Below are 15,442 nucleotides of genomic sequence, written 5' to 3' on the forward strand. Positions count from 1 at the left end.
TCGCGACGTTCGGAGCGGCGCGCATTCTGGCATTGTTTTTGATATATCGCCTATAGTATTTCCCGCATGAAATACTTATTGAATTTCTTATAACGGTGTTCAGCCGGGCTGCGACAGCCGGTCGCGGGTAGAGATCAGGTCATCAGGTCGCATCGCCTGCCCGCTTGCGGCGGTTTCGTTCGTGTCGATCGCGCCTGGCGGATACGCGCCTGTCTCCTGTCGATCGCCGAGCCTTGTTCGGTTCGCAACGATGCTGCCCCGGCGCCGGCGAATGCGCAAGACTTTCGTGGGCGTGGTTACGACTGGTGGCCGACGCGGCACGCGGGTCCGCCGGGCGATCCGGGCAACCCGCGCCGCCCGTTTTTCATGGTAATGTCGTGCGCATCCGGCCTGGCCGGGCTTCCGCCACGTGCCGTGCGGGTGCCGCCAGCCATCGCGATATCGAGCGACATCGTGTCGAGGTCAAAAACCATGGCAGTCAGGGCATCTCTCCTGCACTCCGTTCTCGCCACTCCCCCCTCCGGCAATCACCGTGTGACGGCCGCGCTGCGCCCGTCGATGCTCGTTACCCTGTTCGAGGACGTCCGGCCGATGGCGCTCTCCGGGCTCGCGAGCGGCTTCGTCGCGGCCGTCGCGCTGATCCGGCTGCAGCAGCTCTGGTGCCTCGCGTGGCTGATCGTCGACGTCGGCCTGCTCATCGCGCGGCTCTCGATCGCACGTGCGTACGCGGTTCAACGCGACGGCGGCGACGACCGCGCCGAATACTGGGCGATGCGCTATGCGCCCGTGTCGCTCGTCGCGTGCTTCGTGCTCGGCCTCGGCGTGATGGGCTGCGTGCAGGCCGTCGACGTCGAGCTCGGCACGCTGTCGGTGATGGTCGCGGGCGGCGTGTTCGGCGGGATCGCGTCGCGCAATTCGGCGCTGCCCCGGCTCGCGATGACGCAGGTCACGGTCGGCGTGCTGCCGATCGGCATCGGCGCGTTGCTGGCCCAGCGACCGGGGGCGTGGCTGCTGCTGCCGCCGCTCGCGATCTACCTCGTCGCGATGCGCACCGTCGTCCAGCGTCACTATCGCGTGCTCGTCGCGCTGATTGCCGCGCGCCAGCGCAACGCCGAACTCGTCGCGCGCTTCGACGCCGCGCTCACCTACATGCCGCACGGCCTGTGCATGATCGACGGCGAGCGCCGCGTGGTCGTCGCGAACCGGCGCACCGCGCAATTGTTCGGCTCGCCGCGCCAGATCATGCTCGATACGCCGCTGCCCGACGTCGTCGCGGCGCTCGGCGCGAACGACGCGATCGATCCCGGCGGCGCCCGTCTCGCCGCGCAGTGCGAGATCTGGCTGGCCTGCGACGAACCCGCACCGCTCGACCTGGTGCTCGCCGACGGCCGCCAGCTCGAACTGACGCGCCATCTCGTGCCGGACGGCAACGCGGTGATCATCGTCGAGGACGTCACCGCGCGCCGCCAGACCGAACAGCACATCCGGCATCTCGCGCGGCACGATGCGCTGACGGGTTTGCCGAACCGCCACGAACTGCATGCGGAACTCAAGCGGATGCTCGCGAGTCGGCCGCGCACGCCGGAGTCCGGGCTCGCCGTCATGTATCTCGACCTCGACGGCTTCAAGGCGATCAACGACCGGTTCGGCCACCAGGCCGGCGACGACGTGCTGACGCAGGTTGCCGAGCGACTCGGCAAGACGCTGCCGCCCGGCGAGCTGGCCGCGCGCATCGGCGGCGACGAATTCGTCGTCGCGATCGACGACGCGACGATGCATGCGTGCTCGCTCCTCGCCGCGCGCATCATCCGGCAGATCTCGGCGCCGTACACGCTGTCGATCGGCGAGACCGTCATCCTGGGAATCAGCATAGGCATCGCACTCGACGACGGGCACGGCTCCCCCGACGAACTGATCCGGCAGGCCGACAGCGCGCTGTACGACGCGAAATCGGCCGGCAAGGGCATCTACCGCTTCTATTCGAGCGGCAGCAGCCGGGTCACGCCGGCCACCGCGAGCTGACCCGGCTGCGCAGCCCTCTTTCTCCCGCGTCAACGCCTCCCGACAAATCAATTCCGAAACGCTTTGCGTGACCACACGTGGCGTCGCGCGCGCGCGTGTCACGTGACGTGTTCCGTAACATCGGCGCCCACGGCCCGTCACGTTGGCTGCAGAAGCCTGCACGATCGATGCAGCGCGGGGCTTTTCGAACCTGGCACTCTTATTGCTCCCTGTCAGGGAAACAGGTGGTCAGGGAGACCCAACATGAATACCGTCGAAGTCCTCAGCCGCAGCGAAACCATCGACGAACTGGATGTGATCGACGGCGCATCGCTGATCCGCCGGCTCGTTTCCGAACGCCGCATGCCGGCCACACGCGAAGCCCGATGCGTCGACAATCCGCCGCTGACGCTGTACGGCGCGTTTCGCCAGGGCGTCGCCGATCACGCCGCGCGCCGCGCGAATCCGTATCGCGCCGGCAGCCGTTTCTGGGCACTGTGGGAAGAAGGACGTCTCGAAGCTGAAACATCGGGCCGGTGAGCCGGCCTGGCACGCCGGCCCCGTCGCGACAAGGGCCGGCGCGAAACGCCGGGCCCGAATGAGGCCGGCAGGCGTTCACCGCTGCAACATCGCACCGGGTTCCGCGCATCGGCTGTGCAACTCGCCCTGATGCCTCCATGCGCTTGCCGGCTGATGGCGTTCGGCGTCGCTCGCGCCCGGCGCGGCGCGCGGCGGTCGTTTCCCGATAAGATGGCGGATTCCGTTCATCGAACGATGCCGCCATGACCGCCTCCTCCTCACACCGCAATCCCATCCACTGCGAAATCGATCTCGACGCACAAGGCAAGCACGCGGGCTACCTGCGGCTGCCGCATTCCGTACACCGCTCGGCGTATGGCTGGCTGCCGATCCCGATCGCGTCGATTCGCAACGGCGACGGCCCGGTCGCGCTCGTGATGGCCGGCAACCACGGCGACGAGTACGAAGGCCAGATCATCGTGTCGCAACTGATGCGCGAGATCGAGCCCGGGATGGTCAGCGGGCAGCTGATCCTGCTGCCGATGGCGAATTTCCCGGCGGCGGACGCCGGCCTGCGCGTGTCGCCGCTCGACCAGGGCAACCTGAACCGCAGCTTCCCCGGCGACCCCGCCGGCACGCCGACGCAGATGATCGCCCACTACATCGAGCATGTCCTGCTGGCGCGCTCGCAGTATCTGGTCGACCTGCACTCGGGCGGCAGCTCGCTGCTGTACCAGGGCGGCAACATGCTCGCGATCGACCCGCTCGACGCCGACGAAGCCGCGAAGCTCAACGGGCTGCTGGTCGCGTTCGGGTTGCAGAACGCGCTGCTGCACGCGCCGAATCCCGTGCACTCGGCCTCGGCCGCGCGCCGCCAGGGCGCGATCTCGATCGTGACCGAACTCGGCGGTGCCGGCATGGCCGACCCGTCGCTGATCCGGCTCGGTCGCCACGGGCTGCTGCACTACCTCGGTTACATCGGCCTGCTGCGCGGCGCGCTCGTGCCCGACGCGCCGCCCACCGTCACGCGCTTCATGCGTGTCGACGGCGATCGCCACTTCGTCTACGCGTACGAGCGCGGGCTGTACGAGCCGCTCGTCGAACTCGGCGACCAGGTGAAGGCCGGGCAGCCGGCCGCATGGGTGCATTTCCCCGATACGCCGCTGCGCGAGCCGGTGCTGCACCGCTTCAAGGGCGACGGCGAAGTGGTGTGCAAGCGCGTGCCCGCGCAGGTGCAGCGCGGCGATTGCCTGTTCCAGCTCGCGGAGTTGTCGGCCCCGCCGAGCATCGGCCAGACGGCCTAAAACCGGATCCATCTCTTTTCCATGCGGTCTGCCAGTCATGGCGGACGGCATGCGCTCGCCATTAACCAACTTGACAAATTAACTTACTTGGTTATGATCGCCAATGGAAAAGAGAAGGCCTCATTGCAAGCTGTCGCTCGTCAAGGCGCTGGTCGAATCCGGCCAGGTCCGGTTGACCGCGAGCGCGGTACTCGGCGCGCGGCAACTCGGTTTCACGGAACGGGAGGCGCTCGATGTCGTGATGTCGCTGACCGACCTCGACTTCCACAAGAGCATGACGACGTACGCCGACCACACGATCTGGCAGGACGTCTACCGGCCGTTGACGGTGCGCGGCGACGTGTACCTGAAACTGACGGTGATCGACGATGTGCTGATCGTGTCTTTCAAGGAGCGATGAAAATGAAATGTCCTGCATGCGGTGCCGCGAAGCTCGTCCGCGACACGCGCGACATCCCTTATACCTACAAGGGCCGGTCGACCGTCGTCCGCGCCATCACCGGCGAGTTCTGCCCGGCCTGCGGGGAATCGGTACTGGATCTCGACGAAGCGACCCGTCTCGGCGAAGCGATCAGCGAGTTCAACAAGCAGGTGAACGCCACCATCGTCGACCCGAATTACATCGCGAAGGTACGCAAGAAGCTGAGGCTCGACCAGCGCGAGGCGGCCGAGCTTTTCGGCGGCGGCGTCAACGCGTTCTCCCGTTACGAAACAGGCAAGACGAATCCGCCGCTTGCCCTCGTGAAACTGCTGAAGATCCTCGATCGTCACCCCGATCTGCTCGCCGAAGTCCGGGCGGCATAGGCGCTCGCATGTCGGCATCGCGCACGCGCGTGCATCGGCTTCGATGCATGCGCATGCACCGCGTCGTCGCCACCCCACTCCCGCTGCGAGCCTTCTGACGTCCGCCGCGAAATCCTTATCGAAATTGCTTCGTTCGCCTTTGCCGGCCGCGCCGCTAACGTGTTCAAAACGGCGGCGGCCCGCCACCTGCATCCCGGCAGGACACGCACCGGCCGCCGCCATCACGACAACCGCGTCGCGATAACGGAACAGACCGGACGGGCCGCGTGCCCGCACCCCGCCAGGAACGTCCGCATCGCGCGCCCTTCGCGATGCCCATGGCCACGACCGACCGCATCATCGACACGACGCCGCTCGACGTCCGCGCGCAACCGCTGATCGACGCACTGATCGACGAGTATTCGACCCGTTACAACGCGTATCGCCCCGACAGCCATGCGTCCGCACGCGAGGAGCTCGCACGCTATCCGGCCGAACTGTTCGCGCCGCCCGAAGGCGCGTTCGTGCTGCTGCTGCGCGACGGCGAGACGATCGGCGGCGGCGCGTTCAAGCGCTACGACGCGCAGACCGCCGAGCTCAAACGCATCTGGACCCGCGCGGACCTGCGCCGTCAGGGCCTCGCACGCCTCATCGTGGAGGCACTCGAACTGCGCGCCGTGCAACAAAACTATCGCCGCATCTACCTGACTACCGGTTTTCGCCAGCCCGAAGCATGGGCGCTGTATGACCGCACCGGCTATACGCGGCTGTTCGATTCGTCGATCGCCCCCGAGGTGCATTACCACCTGCGGTTCGGCAAGGATCTCGCCGATCCGTCGCGCACGTCGACGCTGGCCGACCTGTGGGCGCCCGTGCCCGAACCGGCGCTGCCGCGCTGACCGCCGTGCTCCCGCCTTCCTCCGATTACCGCTTGCCACCACAGGACGCTTTCATGCAACGAGCCGTACCGTTTTCTTCCCGTGCCGCGCGCACGCTGGCCACCGCGTTGATTGGCCTGACCGCGTTCGCCGCAGCCGCGGCCGCCGCCACGTTCGACTTGAGCCCCGAACAGCGCGGGCGCCCGCGCGGCGTGGCCGATGCGGCAGTCGAGCGCGCGGTGCCCGCGTCGTTCAAGTTCGCCGAACCCGGCACGCTGACGATCGGCATCGCGCCGAGCCTGCCGCCGATCAGTTCGTATGCAACCGATGCTCGCACGGTGATCGGCTTCGACGCCGACGTCGGCCAGCTCGTGTCCGACAGCCTCGGCCGCAAGCTGAAGATCGTCGCGCTCGCGTGGGCCGACTGGCCGCTCGCGCTCGAATCCGGAAAAGTCGACGCGGTGATCTCGAACGTCACTGTCACCGAGGAACGCAAGCAGAAGTTCGATTTCTCGACCTACCGCAAGGACCAGGTCGGCTTCTACGTGCGCAACGACAGCAAGATCCAGGCGATCCGCGAGCCGAAGGACGTCGCGGGGCTGCGTGTCGTGACCGATGCGGGCACCAACCAGGAAAAGATCCTGCTCGCGTGGGATCGCGAGAACGTCGCGCACGGGCTGAAACCCGTGCAGATCCAGTACTACGACGACCAGGCGATGCGCATTGTCGCCGTGCAGTCGGGCCGTGCCGATGCCGTGTTCAGCGTGAACTCGGTGCTCGCATACCAGAGCGCGCAGCAAGGCAAGACGCGGCTCGTCGGCGCAATCAGCGGCGGCTGGCCGCGCACGGCCGACATCGCGATCGCGACGCGCCGCGGCAGCGGGCTCGCCGATCCGCTGACCGTCGCGCTGAACGGGTTGATCAGGAACGGCCGCTACCAGCAGGTGCTCGACCGCTGGAACCTCGCGTCCGAAGCGATCGACCAGTCGCGCACGAATCCGCCGGGGCTGCCGAAGAGCTGAGCGCCACGCCCGCCCTTCGTCCCGTCCCGTCACGCTTACTTCACGCTCAAGCAGGAACGCCGCCCACCATGTCTTATTCGCTTTCGTTGCTGGACAAGAGTCCGATCGCCGACGGCGCGAACGCCGCCGACGCGCTGCGCTTCACGACGACGCTCGCGCAGCGCGCCGAACAACTCGGCTACGAGCGCTTCTGGGTCGCCGAGCATCATGGCACGCAGGCCTTCGCGAGCTCCGCGCCGGAGATCGTCGTCGCGCACCTGCTCGCGCACACGTCGCGCATCCGCGTCGGCTCGGGCGGCGTGATGCTGCAGCACTACAGCCCGTTCAAGGTCGCCGAGACGTTCAAGGTACTGGCTGCGCTCGCGCCGGGCCGCGTCGACCTCGGCGTCGGCAAGGCGCCCGGCGGGTTGCCGCTGACCACGCGCGCGCTGCAGTGGTTCCACGACAAGGCGCGCAAGCCGGACTTCGCGGGCCAGCTCGCGGAACTCGACGCGTTTCTCGGCTGGGGCGTCGCAGAGGATCACCCGCTCGCCGGCGCGGTCGCGCTGCCCGTGCCGCCGCAGGCGCCCGAACGCATCCTGCTCGGCGGCTCGCCGGACAGCGGCACGCTCGCCGCGCGCAACGGCTGGCGCTTCTGCTACGCGGGGCATTTCAACGGCGACGACGCGAACATCGAACGCTCGCTCGACGCGTACCGCAGCGCGGGCGGCACACGGCCGCTGGTCGCGCTGTACGCGGTGGCCGCGCCGACGCGCGACGAGGCCGAGCAGCTGATCGGGCCGCTGAAGATCTTCAAGCTGCAACTCGCGGGCGGCCAGAGCTTCAACCTCCCCAGTGCGCAGGCGGCCGCCGAATTCGCGCGGCAGAGCGGCGCGTCCGACTACCGCATCGACGAGCTGCGCCCGACGGTGCTGGCCGACACTCCCGATCGCGTGCACCACGCGCTCGATGTGCTGAGCCGGCGGCTCGACGTCGACGCGTTCGTGATCGATTCGCCGGTGACCGACTACGCGGCGCGGCTCGCATCGGCCGAATGGCTCGGCGGCGCGCTGTCGGCCACGCCGTTGCAGGCGGCCCTCGCGGCCGACCGCTCCCTTTCCCCTGACCAGAACGCGTGACGCTCCCATGACGACCCGACGATCGATCCCTTTCGGCCTGATGCTGCAAGGCGCAGGCAGCCACATGAACGCATGGCGACACCCGAGCAACCCGCCGGACGCGAGCATCAACCTCGATTTCGCGATCGGCATCGCCCGCAAGGCGGAAGCCGCCGGCATCGCCTTCGCGTTCGTCGCGGACGGCCTCTACATCAACGAGAAGTCGATCCCGCACTTCCTGAACCGCTTCGAGCCGCTGACGGTGCTGTCGGCGCTCGCGGTCGCGACGAAGAAGATCGGGCTCGCGGGCACGATCTCGACGTCGTACAGCGAGCCGTTCACGGTCGCCCGCCAGCTGGCGTCGCTCGATGCGATCAGCGGCGGGCGCGCGGGCTGGAACGTCGTGACGACGCCGCTCGAGGGCACCGCGAAGAACTTCGGCAAGGCGCATCCCGATCACGAGTTGCGCTACGAGATCGCCGACGAATACCTCGACGTCGTGCAGGGCCTGTGGGACAGCTGGGACGACGACGCATTCGTGCGCGACCGCGCGACCGGCCGCTTCTTCGATCGCGACAAGCTCCACACGCTCGATCACCACGGCCGCTTCTTCCAGGTCGCGGGCCCGCTGAACATCCAGCGGTCCCCGCAGGGGCAGCCGGTGATCTTCCAGGCCGGCTCCTCCGACACCGGCATCGGGCTCGCCGGAAAGTACGCGGATGCCGTGTTCACGCATTCGCCGTCGCTCGACGAGACGGCCGCGTTCACGCGGCGCGTGAAGCAGAGCGCGATCGAACACGGCCGGCAAGGCAGCGACGTGAAGGTCTTCCCCGGCATCGGGCCGATCGTCGGCCGCACGGCCGCCGAGGCCGAGGACAAGTACCAGGCGATCCGCGACCTGCTGACGATCGACGAGGCGCTCGCCTATCTGGGCCGCTATTTCGATCACCACGATTTCACGCAGTACGCGCTCGACGCGCCGTTCCCGGAACTCGGCGAGCTCGGCCGCAACAGCTTCCGCTCGACCACCGACCGGATCAAGGCCGACGCGAAACAGAAAGGCCTGTCGCTGCGCGAGACGGCACTCGCGGTCGCCACCCCGCGCCCGAACTTCATCGGCACGGCCGAGCATGTCGCCGACGAGCTGATCCGCTGGCACGACGCGGGCGCCGGCGACGGCTTCATCCTCGGCTTCGCGGTGCAGGCGCAAGGCGTCGACGATTTCGTCGAACTCGTGATCCCGGCGCTCGAGGCGCGCGGCCGCTACAGCCGCGACCTGCCCGGCGGGACGCTGCGCGACCACCTCGGCCTGCCGCGCAAGGCAAGCCGTCACGCGGTGCCTGACGCGTCGCCCGAAACGGCGGCCGAAGCGCACGCCTGACACCCGCCGCCGCGCCGCCCGTGCGCGTGCGCGGCGCGTCCGCCCGACCGATTCGAGGATTTCCACCGACATGAGCGACACGACCCACCTCGGCGGCGCGCTGCCGCCGCTCTCTTCCCCCGGCGCGCGCGACGCCGGCACGCGTTTCCGGATCGTGCCCGCGCGCCACCGGTCGCGCACGGCCGGCACCGTGCTCGCCGTCGCGCTGATCGCGATCGTCCTGCATTCGATACTCGGCAACCCGCAATGGGGCTGGCCGGTGTTCGCCGAATGGTTCCTGTCGCCGCCGGTGCTGTCGGGGCTCGCGCGCACGCTGGTGCTGACGCTGCTCGGCGCGGTGTTCGGCTTCGTGCTCGGGGCGTTCGTCGCGCTGGCCCGGCTGTCGCGTTCGCGGCTGTTGTCGGCGAGCGCGTGGGCCTTCGTGTGGCTGTTCCGCTCGATTCCGCTGATCGTGCTGCTGCTGATCCTGAACAACCTCGGCTACCTGTACGAGCATGTGCGGCTCGGCGTGCCGTTCACCAGCATCGTATGGTTCGACACGCCGACCACCGACCTGATCAGCCCGTTCCTCGCGGCCGTGCTCGGTCTCACGCTGAACCACGCGGCGTTTTCCGCGGAAGTGATTCGCGGCGGCATTCTCGCGGTCGACCAGGGGCAGCTCGAAGCGGCGGCCGCGCTCGGCCTGCCGCGCGGCCGCCAGACCACGCGGATCGTACTGCCGCAGGCGATGCGCGCGATCCTGCCGACCGCGTTCAACGACCTGATCTCGCTCGCGAAAGGCACGTCGATGGTCTACGTGCTCGCGATGCCGGAGCTGTTCTACACGGTGCAGGTGATCTATCGCCGCAATCTCGAGGTGATTCCGCTGCTGATGGTCGCGACCGTCTGGTACCTGATCATCCTGACCGTGCTGTCGGCGATCCAGGTGCAGGTCGAGCGCCACTATGCGCGCGGCGCGCTGCGCAACCCGCCGCCATCCGTCGTCACGTTCGCGCTCGCGCGCCTCGGCGCGCTGTGGCGGCGTGTCAGGTCCCGCCGCGATGATTCGCACGTGCGCGCCGAAGGCGATGCCGATACGGTGGCCGTCGCGCCACGCGCCGGCGGCGAAGTGGCCGTGCATGGCGTATCGAAACAGTTCGGCATGCAGCGTGTGCTCGACAACGTCTCGTTCGTCGCGCCGCGCGGCAGCGTGACCGTGATCGTCGGGCCGTCGGGCTCGGGCAAGTCGACGCTGCTGCGCACGATCAACCATCTCGAACGCGTCGACGACGGCTTCATCGACATCGACGGCGAACTGATCGGCTATCGCCGCGACGGCGACGTGCTCTACGAGTTGAAGGAGCGCGACGTGCTGACACGGCGCACCGCCGTCGGGATGGTGTTCCAGAACTTCAACCTGTTCCCGCACCTGACGGTGCTCGAGAACCTGATCGAGGCACCGGTCGCCGTCGGCGGCGTCACGCGCGACGCGGCCGAGCGTGTCGCCCGCACGTTGCTCGCTCGCGTCGGTCTCGCGGACAAGGCCGATGCGTATCCGCGCCAGCTCTCCGGCGGCCAGCAGCAGCGCGTCGCGATCGCGCGGGCACTCGCGTTGCGCCCGAAGGTACTGCTGTTCGACGAACCGACTTCCGCGCTCGACCCGGAACTCGTGAACGAGGTGCTCGACGTGATCAAGGAACTCGCGCGCTCGGGCACGACGCTCGTCATCGTCACGCACGAGATCGGCTTCGCGCGCGAAGTCGCGGACAACGTGCTGTTCATGGAGCGCGGGCGCATCGTCGAATCCGGGCCGCCGGCCGTCGTGCTCGACGCGCCGACGCATGCGCGCACGCGCGCGTTCCTGTCGCGGGTGCTGTGATGCGCGCCGCTGTCGACTCCCGAGGGGCCGCACGATGACCGACCGACGCCAGTTCATGACCGCCGCGCTGGTCGCGGCAGCGGGCTTGCCGTGGCGCGCGGCGCATGCGGCCACCGCGACGGCCGACCTCGACCCGCGCCAGGCGGGCCGCGTGCGTGCCGGACGCGACGACGCGGCGATCCGCGCGGCAGCCGGCTACCGCTGGGTGCGCGACGACGCGTTCACGGTCGCGATTTCACCGCACGCGCCGCCCGTGTCGACCTACGCGACCGACGCGCGCACCGTGGTCGGCGCCGATCCGGATTACGCGCAGCTCGTCGCCGACGCGCTCGGCCGCACGCTCGTGCTGGTGCCGATCGCATGGGCCGACTGGCCGCTCGGGTTGACGTCCGGCAAGTACGACGCGGTGATCTCGAACGTCGGCGTGACCGAGAAGCGCAAGGAGAAATACGATTTCACGACCTACCGGCTCGGGCTGCACGGCTTCTACGTGCGCACCGGCAGCCCGATCGCGAGGATCGCCGAGCCGAAGGACATCGCCGGCCTGCGCATCATCACGGGCGCGGGGACGAGCCAGGAGCGCATCCTGCTCGAGTGGAACAAGCGCAACGTGGCGCAGGGGCTGAAGCCGGCCGAGCTGCAATATTTCGACGACGATGCGACGTCGCGCATCGCGCTGCTGTCGGGCCGCGCCGATGCGGAGCTGAACCCGAACGCGTCGCTCGCGTACGAGGCCGCGCGCACCGGCAAGATCCGCCGTGTCGGCGTCGTCAATGCGGGCTGGCCGGCCAACGCCGACGTGGCGATCGCGACCCGGCGCGGCAGCGGGCTCGCGCCCGCGCTGACGCTGGCGACGAACGCGCTGATCGGCAGCGGCCGCTACGGACAGGCGCTCGCGCGCTGGGGTCTGCAGAGCGAGGCGATCGCGCGGGCGGAAACCAATCCGCCGGGATTGCCGTCGTTCTGAAGGCTCTCGCTACTCGACCACCCGAATGACATCGCTCCGGCATCCCTCAACGGGAATGCCGGGGCGAACCGAAGCAGCCTCCTGCGTCGCAACGACGCGATGCGCCTACGCAGGCACCGCCGCGTGATGTCGGTCGAGCTCCGCGACCTGCGCATGAATCGCCGGAATCAGGTAGCGCCCGTAATCGAGCGCATCGTCGAGCGGGTCGAACCCGCGAATCAGGAACGTCGATACGCCGAGCCGGTAATACGCCCCGAGCGCACGCGCGACCTGCTCGGGCGTGCCGACCAGCGCGGTCGAATTCCAGCGCGCGCCGGTCAGGTTCGCGACGCCCATCCACAACCGCTCGTCGAGCACGTCGCCCTGCGCGGCGGCGGCCATCAGCCGTTGCGAGCCCGCGTTTTGCGGCGCGTGGCCGTCGATCGGCTGGCCGTTCGCGAGCCGCGCCGCGCGCACGCGCTCGCGGATCGCCTCGGCCTTCTCCCACGCGGCCGCCTCGGTATCGGCGACGATCGGCCGGAACGACACGCTGATGCGCGGCGCACGCCCGAACGGCGCGGCGGCCGCATGCACGCGCGCGATCTGCTCGCGCACCGACGCGAGCGGCTCGCCCCACGTCATGTAGACATCGGCATGCTCTCCCGCCACCGCCAGCGCGGCCGGCGACGAGCCGCCGAAATAGATCGGCACATGCGGCCGTTGCGCGCCCTTCACGAGCGGCGACGCGCCGCGCAACCGGTAGAACGCGCCATCGTGATCGACCGGCGCGTCGGCCTGCCAGATCCGTTTCAGCACGTCGAGATACTCGCCGGTACGGCGATAGCGCGCGTCGTGCGGCACGAAATCGCCGTCGCGCTGAAGATCGGCATCGTCGCCGCCCGACACGACGTTCAGCGCGAGCCGGCCGCCGCTGAACACGTCGAGCGTCGCGATCTGCCGCGCGGCGGCCGACGGCACGATCACGCCGGGCCGGTGCGCGAGCAGGATGCGGATGCGTTCGGTCGCGGCGGCCGCGAACGACGCGACGATGAAGCCGTCCGCCGCGTTGCTGAAATGGCCGACCAGGATCTGGTCGAAGCCGGCGGCCTCGTGCGCCTGCGCGAAGCGGCGCACGTAGTCGGGCTGGACGGCGGCGCCGCCCGGTACGTCGACCTCCGCGCCGGGCGTCGCGGTGATCATGCCGATGATGTCGACGGGCATGTCGAGGGTCCTTGTCGTTGTCGATCGGAAATGGCTGCGCGCTGCGGCACGCTCACTGCGCGACGGCCGTCTTCTGCGCGGGCGCGGCGAACGCGCCCGCATACGAGCGGTCGAGCAGCTTCGCCGTGTCGTACGCAGTCGGAATCACGCCGGCCTTGTGCAGGAAGTCGGCGGTGTTCTGCGCATCCTTGGCGGCCGTGTCGTCGACGGGACCCACGCGCTGGTGCGCATTGTTGAGCCAGCGGTATGCGACGTCCGGCTCGAGCTTCGCGCGCTTCGCCCACAGGTCGGCATACTCGCGCGGATGGCTGTCGACCCACTGGCGTGCGGCCACCACGCGCTTCAGGAAATCGGTGATCTCGGCGCGCTTGCCCGTTGCGGCCTGCTCGTTCGCGGCGACGAAGCTCAGCGCGGGCATCAGCCCCTGCGCGGTCGTCACGGGCCGTGCGCCCTGCCGCAGCGCGAGCGTGCTGACGAACGGCTCCCACAGCGACACGGCGTCGACCGAGCCGTTCGCGAGTGCGTTGGTCGCATCGATCGGCATCAGGTACGCGTACTTGACGGAATCCGCGCGCAGGCCGGCGTGTTCGAGCGCGCGCAGCACGAGCTGCTGGCTCCATGCGCCGCGCCAGACAGCAATGGTCTTGCCCTGCAGGTCGGCGACGGTGCGCACCGGCGAGTTCTTCGGCACGAGGATCGCAACGCCGTCGAGGCTCTGCCGCGACACCGCGACGACTTTCACCGGCGCGCCGCGCGCGGCCAGCGTGAGCAGCGCGGAATCGCCGAGGAAGCCGACGTCGATCGCGTTGCCGTTCAGGCTTTCGGCGACGGGCGCGGCGGCCTGGAAGTGCTTCCACTCGATCGTGTAAGGCAGGTCCTTCAGCACGCCGGATGCCTCCATCGACGCCTGGATGTTGAAGTAGTTCTGTTCACCGACGCGCAGCGTGACGGTGTCTTTGGCCATGCCTGGCTGCGCGGCAAGCGCCAGCAAGAGTGCCGTGACGATTCGGCTCAGCAACGTGATCTCCCGGAAGGTTGGCGGGCGCCGCGCGATCGCGGCGCCACGTGATCCGCCGTGCCCGGCGGCCGGCGGAACGGATGGAACCGGTGAAGATACGTCGATCCGCACCATGAAACAAACGCAATATTCTTCTATGCAAAGATGCAAATGTTTTATGACGTGACCGGTATCGCCGGATGCCGCCCGCCGCCCGTCCGGGAGCCCGGTTCGAATGAATCCTCGACAGATATTTCGTGCGCGAAATAAATCCCGGACTATATTTCGCATACGAAATAACCATCCGGAACGAGGACGGCCATGACCTCCCAACCCATCGAGTTTTCCGCCGCCGACGGCTACGCGTTGCACGGCACGCTGTGGTCGCCGGACGCGGCGCCGCGCGCGCTGGTGCTGATCCACCCGGCGACGGCCGTGCCGGAGCGGCTGTATGCGGGCTTCGCACGCTTCCTGACCGGGCGTGGTTTCGCTGCGCTCACCTACAACTATCGCGGCATCGGTGCATCGCGGCCCGCGCGCCTGGGTGCGCTGCAGGCCCGCATGCGCGACTGGATGGAGCTCGACGTGGGTGCCGCGACCGCGTGGGCACGGCAGGCCTATGAAGGGCTGCCGCTGCTGGCGGTCGGGCACAGCGTCGGCGGGCACGCGATCGGGCTGTCCGCCGCCACGCCGCACCTGCGCGCGGCCGTGCTCGTCGCCGCGCATGCGGGCAGCACGCGGCTGATCACGCAGGCGGCCGAACGCGTGAAGGTGCGGCTGATCCTGCGTGTGCTCGGCCCGCTGATGTCGGCGCTGCTCGGCTATGTGCCCGGCAAGCGGCTCGGGCTCGGCGAAGACATGCCGGCCGGCGTGTTCCGCGAATGGAGCCGCTGGACGACGCTGCCGCATTATTTCTTCGACGATCCGACGCTCGGTGCGGCCGAGCGCTTCGCGAAGCAACGGTTGCCGATTCTCGCGCTCGGCTTCGACGACGATCCGTGGGCGAACCCGGCCGCGATCGGCCTGCTGGTAAGCTATCTGACCCGCGCGCCGGTCGAACGCCGCCAGATCGATCCGCGCGCGGCGGGCAGCGGCCCGGTCGGACACATGGGCTTCTTTCGCAGTCGGCCCGGCGCCGTGCTGTGGCCCGACGTGGCCGACTGGCTCGCGCGGGCACTCGACGCACCACGCACCGCGGGCCGCCCCTCCCTTTCCATTGCAGCCGGGAACCCAGCTTGAGCGAAGACCGACGACTGTTTTTCATGTTGAACATCGGCCAGCGGCGCGTGCAGCGCTGGATCGACCGCAAGGCCGAAACCGAGACGCGCGCGAGCGCCGCGCAGGCCGGTGCACTGTTCTGTCTCGCGAAGCAGGACGGCGCGCCCACCGCCCCACTCCGCCCCCCCCCCCCGCCCTCCCCGCCCGCTATCTCGCG

The 15,442-nt window shown here is 68.9% G+C and carries 14 protein-coding genes and 1 pseudogene; 13 read left to right on the plus strand and 2 right to left on the minus strand.

What is annotated here, in order from left to right; translation table 11 throughout:
• Positions 1 to 471: 471 nt before the first annotated feature.
• The 11 genes from FOZ70_RS05115 (at position 472) to FOZ70_RS05165 (ending at position 11,810) form a co-directional block, all read left to right on the plus strand.
• Entirely contained in the window at positions 472 to 2,022 is a 1,551-nt protein-coding gene (locus tag FOZ70_RS05115; protein WP_219705081.1) for a sensor domain-containing diguanylate cyclase, read from the plus strand.
• A gap of 243 nt (positions 2,023 to 2,265) precedes the next feature.
• The gene (locus FOZ70_RS05120) at positions 2,266 to 2,541 is read left to right on the plus strand and encodes a hypothetical protein (protein WP_060071890.1); all 276 of its coding nucleotides are present in this window, start codon (positions 2,266 to 2,268) and stop codon (positions 2,539 to 2,541) included.
• Between the two features lie 242 nt (positions 2,542 to 2,783).
• Positions 2,784 to 3,824: a succinylglutamate desuccinylase/aspartoacylase family protein gene (locus tag FOZ70_RS05125; protein ID WP_027791639.1), complete on the plus strand. Its 1,041-nt coding sequence runs from the start codon at positions 2,784 to 2,786 to the stop codon at positions 3,822 to 3,824.
• Between the two features lie 103 nt (positions 3,825 to 3,927).
• Positions 3,928 to 4,224, plus strand: coding sequence for a type II toxin-antitoxin system MqsR family toxin (locus FOZ70_RS05130; RefSeq protein WP_021158759.1), 297 nt, complete (start codon positions 3,928 to 3,930; stop codon positions 4,222 to 4,224).
• A gap of 2 nt (positions 4,225 to 4,226) precedes the next feature.
• Complete coding sequence (locus FOZ70_RS05135) at positions 4,227 to 4,628, plus strand: type II toxin-antitoxin system MqsA family antitoxin (RefSeq protein WP_042974280.1); 402 nt, start codon at positions 4,227 to 4,229, stop codon at positions 4,626 to 4,628.
• A 317-nt stretch (positions 4,629 to 4,945) separates the two neighbouring features.
• Positions 4,946 to 5,506, plus strand: a complete 561-nt coding sequence (locus tag FOZ70_RS05140; RefSeq protein ID WP_059552208.1) for a GNAT family N-acetyltransferase — start codon at positions 4,946 to 4,948, stop codon at positions 5,504 to 5,506.
• A gap of 53 nt (positions 5,507 to 5,559) precedes the next feature.
• On the plus strand, positions 5,560 to 6,507 hold the full coding sequence (locus FOZ70_RS05145) for an ABC transporter substrate-binding protein (RefSeq protein ID WP_021158756.1): 948 nt from the start codon (positions 5,560 to 5,562) through the stop codon (positions 6,505 to 6,507).
• A 68-nt stretch (positions 6,508 to 6,575) separates the two neighbouring features.
• Positions 6,576 to 7,625, plus strand: coding sequence for an LLM class flavin-dependent oxidoreductase (locus tag FOZ70_RS05150; protein ID WP_048024625.1), 1,050 nt, complete (start codon positions 6,576 to 6,578; stop codon positions 7,623 to 7,625).
• Between the two features lie 7 nt (positions 7,626 to 7,632).
• Complete coding sequence (locus tag FOZ70_RS05155) at positions 7,633 to 8,985, plus strand: LLM class flavin-dependent oxidoreductase (RefSeq protein WP_219705083.1); 1,353 nt, start codon at positions 7,633 to 7,635, stop codon at positions 8,983 to 8,985.
• A 70-nt stretch (positions 8,986 to 9,055) separates the two neighbouring features.
• Positions 9,056 to 10,843: an amino acid ABC transporter permease/ATP-binding protein gene (locus tag FOZ70_RS05160; protein WP_219705085.1), complete on the plus strand. Its 1,788-nt coding sequence runs from the start codon at positions 9,056 to 9,058 to the stop codon at positions 10,841 to 10,843.
• Positions 10,844 to 10,877: 34 nt separating this feature from the next.
• Positions 10,878 to 11,810 (plus strand): ABC transporter substrate-binding protein, encoded by a 933-nt coding sequence (locus tag FOZ70_RS05165; RefSeq protein WP_048024621.1) that lies wholly within the window; start codon positions 10,878 to 10,880, stop codon positions 11,808 to 11,810.
• 105 nt (positions 11,811 to 11,915) lie between these two features.
• Here FOZ70_RS05165 and FOZ70_RS05170 read toward each other — a convergent pair whose 3' ends face one another.
• The gene (locus tag FOZ70_RS05170; protein WP_219705087.1) at positions 11,916 to 13,010 is read right to left on the minus strand and encodes an LLM class flavin-dependent oxidoreductase; all 1,095 of its coding nucleotides are present in this window, start codon (positions 13,008 to 13,010) and stop codon (positions 11,916 to 11,918) included.
• 52 nt (positions 13,011 to 13,062) lie between these two features.
• Positions 13,063 to 13,974: an ABC transporter substrate-binding protein gene (locus FOZ70_RS05175; protein ID WP_258025551.1), complete on the minus strand. Its 912-nt coding sequence runs from the start codon at positions 13,972 to 13,974 to the stop codon at positions 13,063 to 13,065.
• A gap of 354 nt (positions 13,975 to 14,328) precedes the next feature.
• Between FOZ70_RS05175 and FOZ70_RS05180 the strand changes: the two genes are divergently transcribed.
• Together FOZ70_RS05180 and FOZ70_RS37980 are read left to right on the plus strand one after the other, a co-directional pair.
• A complete protein-coding gene (locus tag FOZ70_RS05180; RefSeq protein ID WP_059853936.1) occupies positions 14,329 to 15,246 on the plus strand; it encodes an alpha/beta hydrolase in 918 nt (305 codons plus the stop codon).
• Positions 15,243 to 15,442, plus strand: a pseudogene (locus FOZ70_RS37980) (hypothetical protein); the annotation flags it as partial. The gene FOZ70_RS05180 and the pseudogene FOZ70_RS37980, both read left to right, overlap by 4 nt.

The organism is Burkholderia sp. COPS, from assembly GCF_019425585.1.
Lineage (GTDB): Bacteria > Pseudomonadota > Gammaproteobacteria > Burkholderiales > Burkholderiaceae > Burkholderia > Burkholderia cepacia.

What these genes read in the sequence shown, in the direction of transcription:
- FOZ70_RS05180 (WP_059853936.1), top strand. Translation starts at nt 14,329, where the DNA reads ATGACCTCCCAACCCATCGAGTTTTCCGCCGCCGACGGCTACGCGTTG.
- FOZ70_RS05115 (WP_219705081.1), top strand. Translation starts at nt 472, where the DNA reads ATGGCAGTCAGGGCATCTCTCCTGCACTCCGTTCTCGCCACTCCCCCC.
- FOZ70_RS05175 (WP_258025551.1), bottom strand. Translation starts at nt 13,974, where the DNA reads ATGGCCAAAGACACCGTCACGCTGCGCGTCGGTGAACAGAACTACTTC.
- FOZ70_RS05160 (WP_219705085.1), top strand. Translation starts at nt 9,056, where the DNA reads ATGAGCGACACGACCCACCTCGGCGGCGCGCTGCCGCCGCTCTCTTCC.
- FOZ70_RS05135 (WP_042974280.1), top strand. Translation starts at nt 4,227, where the DNA reads ATGAAATGTCCTGCATGCGGTGCCGCGAAGCTCGTCCGCGACACGCGC.
- FOZ70_RS05125 (WP_027791639.1), top strand. Translation starts at nt 2,784, where the DNA reads ATGACCGCCTCCTCCTCACACCGCAATCCCATCCACTGCGAAATCGAT.
- FOZ70_RS05170 (WP_219705087.1), bottom strand. Translation starts at nt 13,010, where the DNA reads ATGCCCGTCGACATCATCGGCATGATCACCGCGACGCCCGGCGCGGAG.
- FOZ70_RS05150 (WP_048024625.1), top strand. Translation starts at nt 6,576, where the DNA reads ATGTCTTATTCGCTTTCGTTGCTGGACAAGAGTCCGATCGCCGACGGC.
- FOZ70_RS05145 (WP_021158756.1), top strand. Translation starts at nt 5,560, where the DNA reads ATGCAACGAGCCGTACCGTTTTCTTCCCGTGCCGCGCGCACGCTGGCC.
- FOZ70_RS05130 (WP_021158759.1), top strand. Translation starts at nt 3,928, where the DNA reads ATGGAAAAGAGAAGGCCTCATTGCAAGCTGTCGCTCGTCAAGGCGCTG.
- FOZ70_RS05165 (WP_048024621.1), top strand. Translation starts at nt 10,878, where the DNA reads ATGACCGACCGACGCCAGTTCATGACCGCCGCGCTGGTCGCGGCAGCG.
- FOZ70_RS05140 (WP_059552208.1), top strand. Translation starts at nt 4,946, where the DNA reads ATGGCCACGACCGACCGCATCATCGACACGACGCCGCTCGACGTCCGC.
- FOZ70_RS05120 (WP_060071890.1), top strand. Translation starts at nt 2,266, where the DNA reads ATGAATACCGTCGAAGTCCTCAGCCGCAGCGAAACCATCGACGAACTG.
- FOZ70_RS05155 (WP_219705083.1), top strand. Translation starts at nt 7,633, where the DNA reads ATGACGACCCGACGATCGATCCCTTTCGGCCTGATGCTGCAAGGCGCA.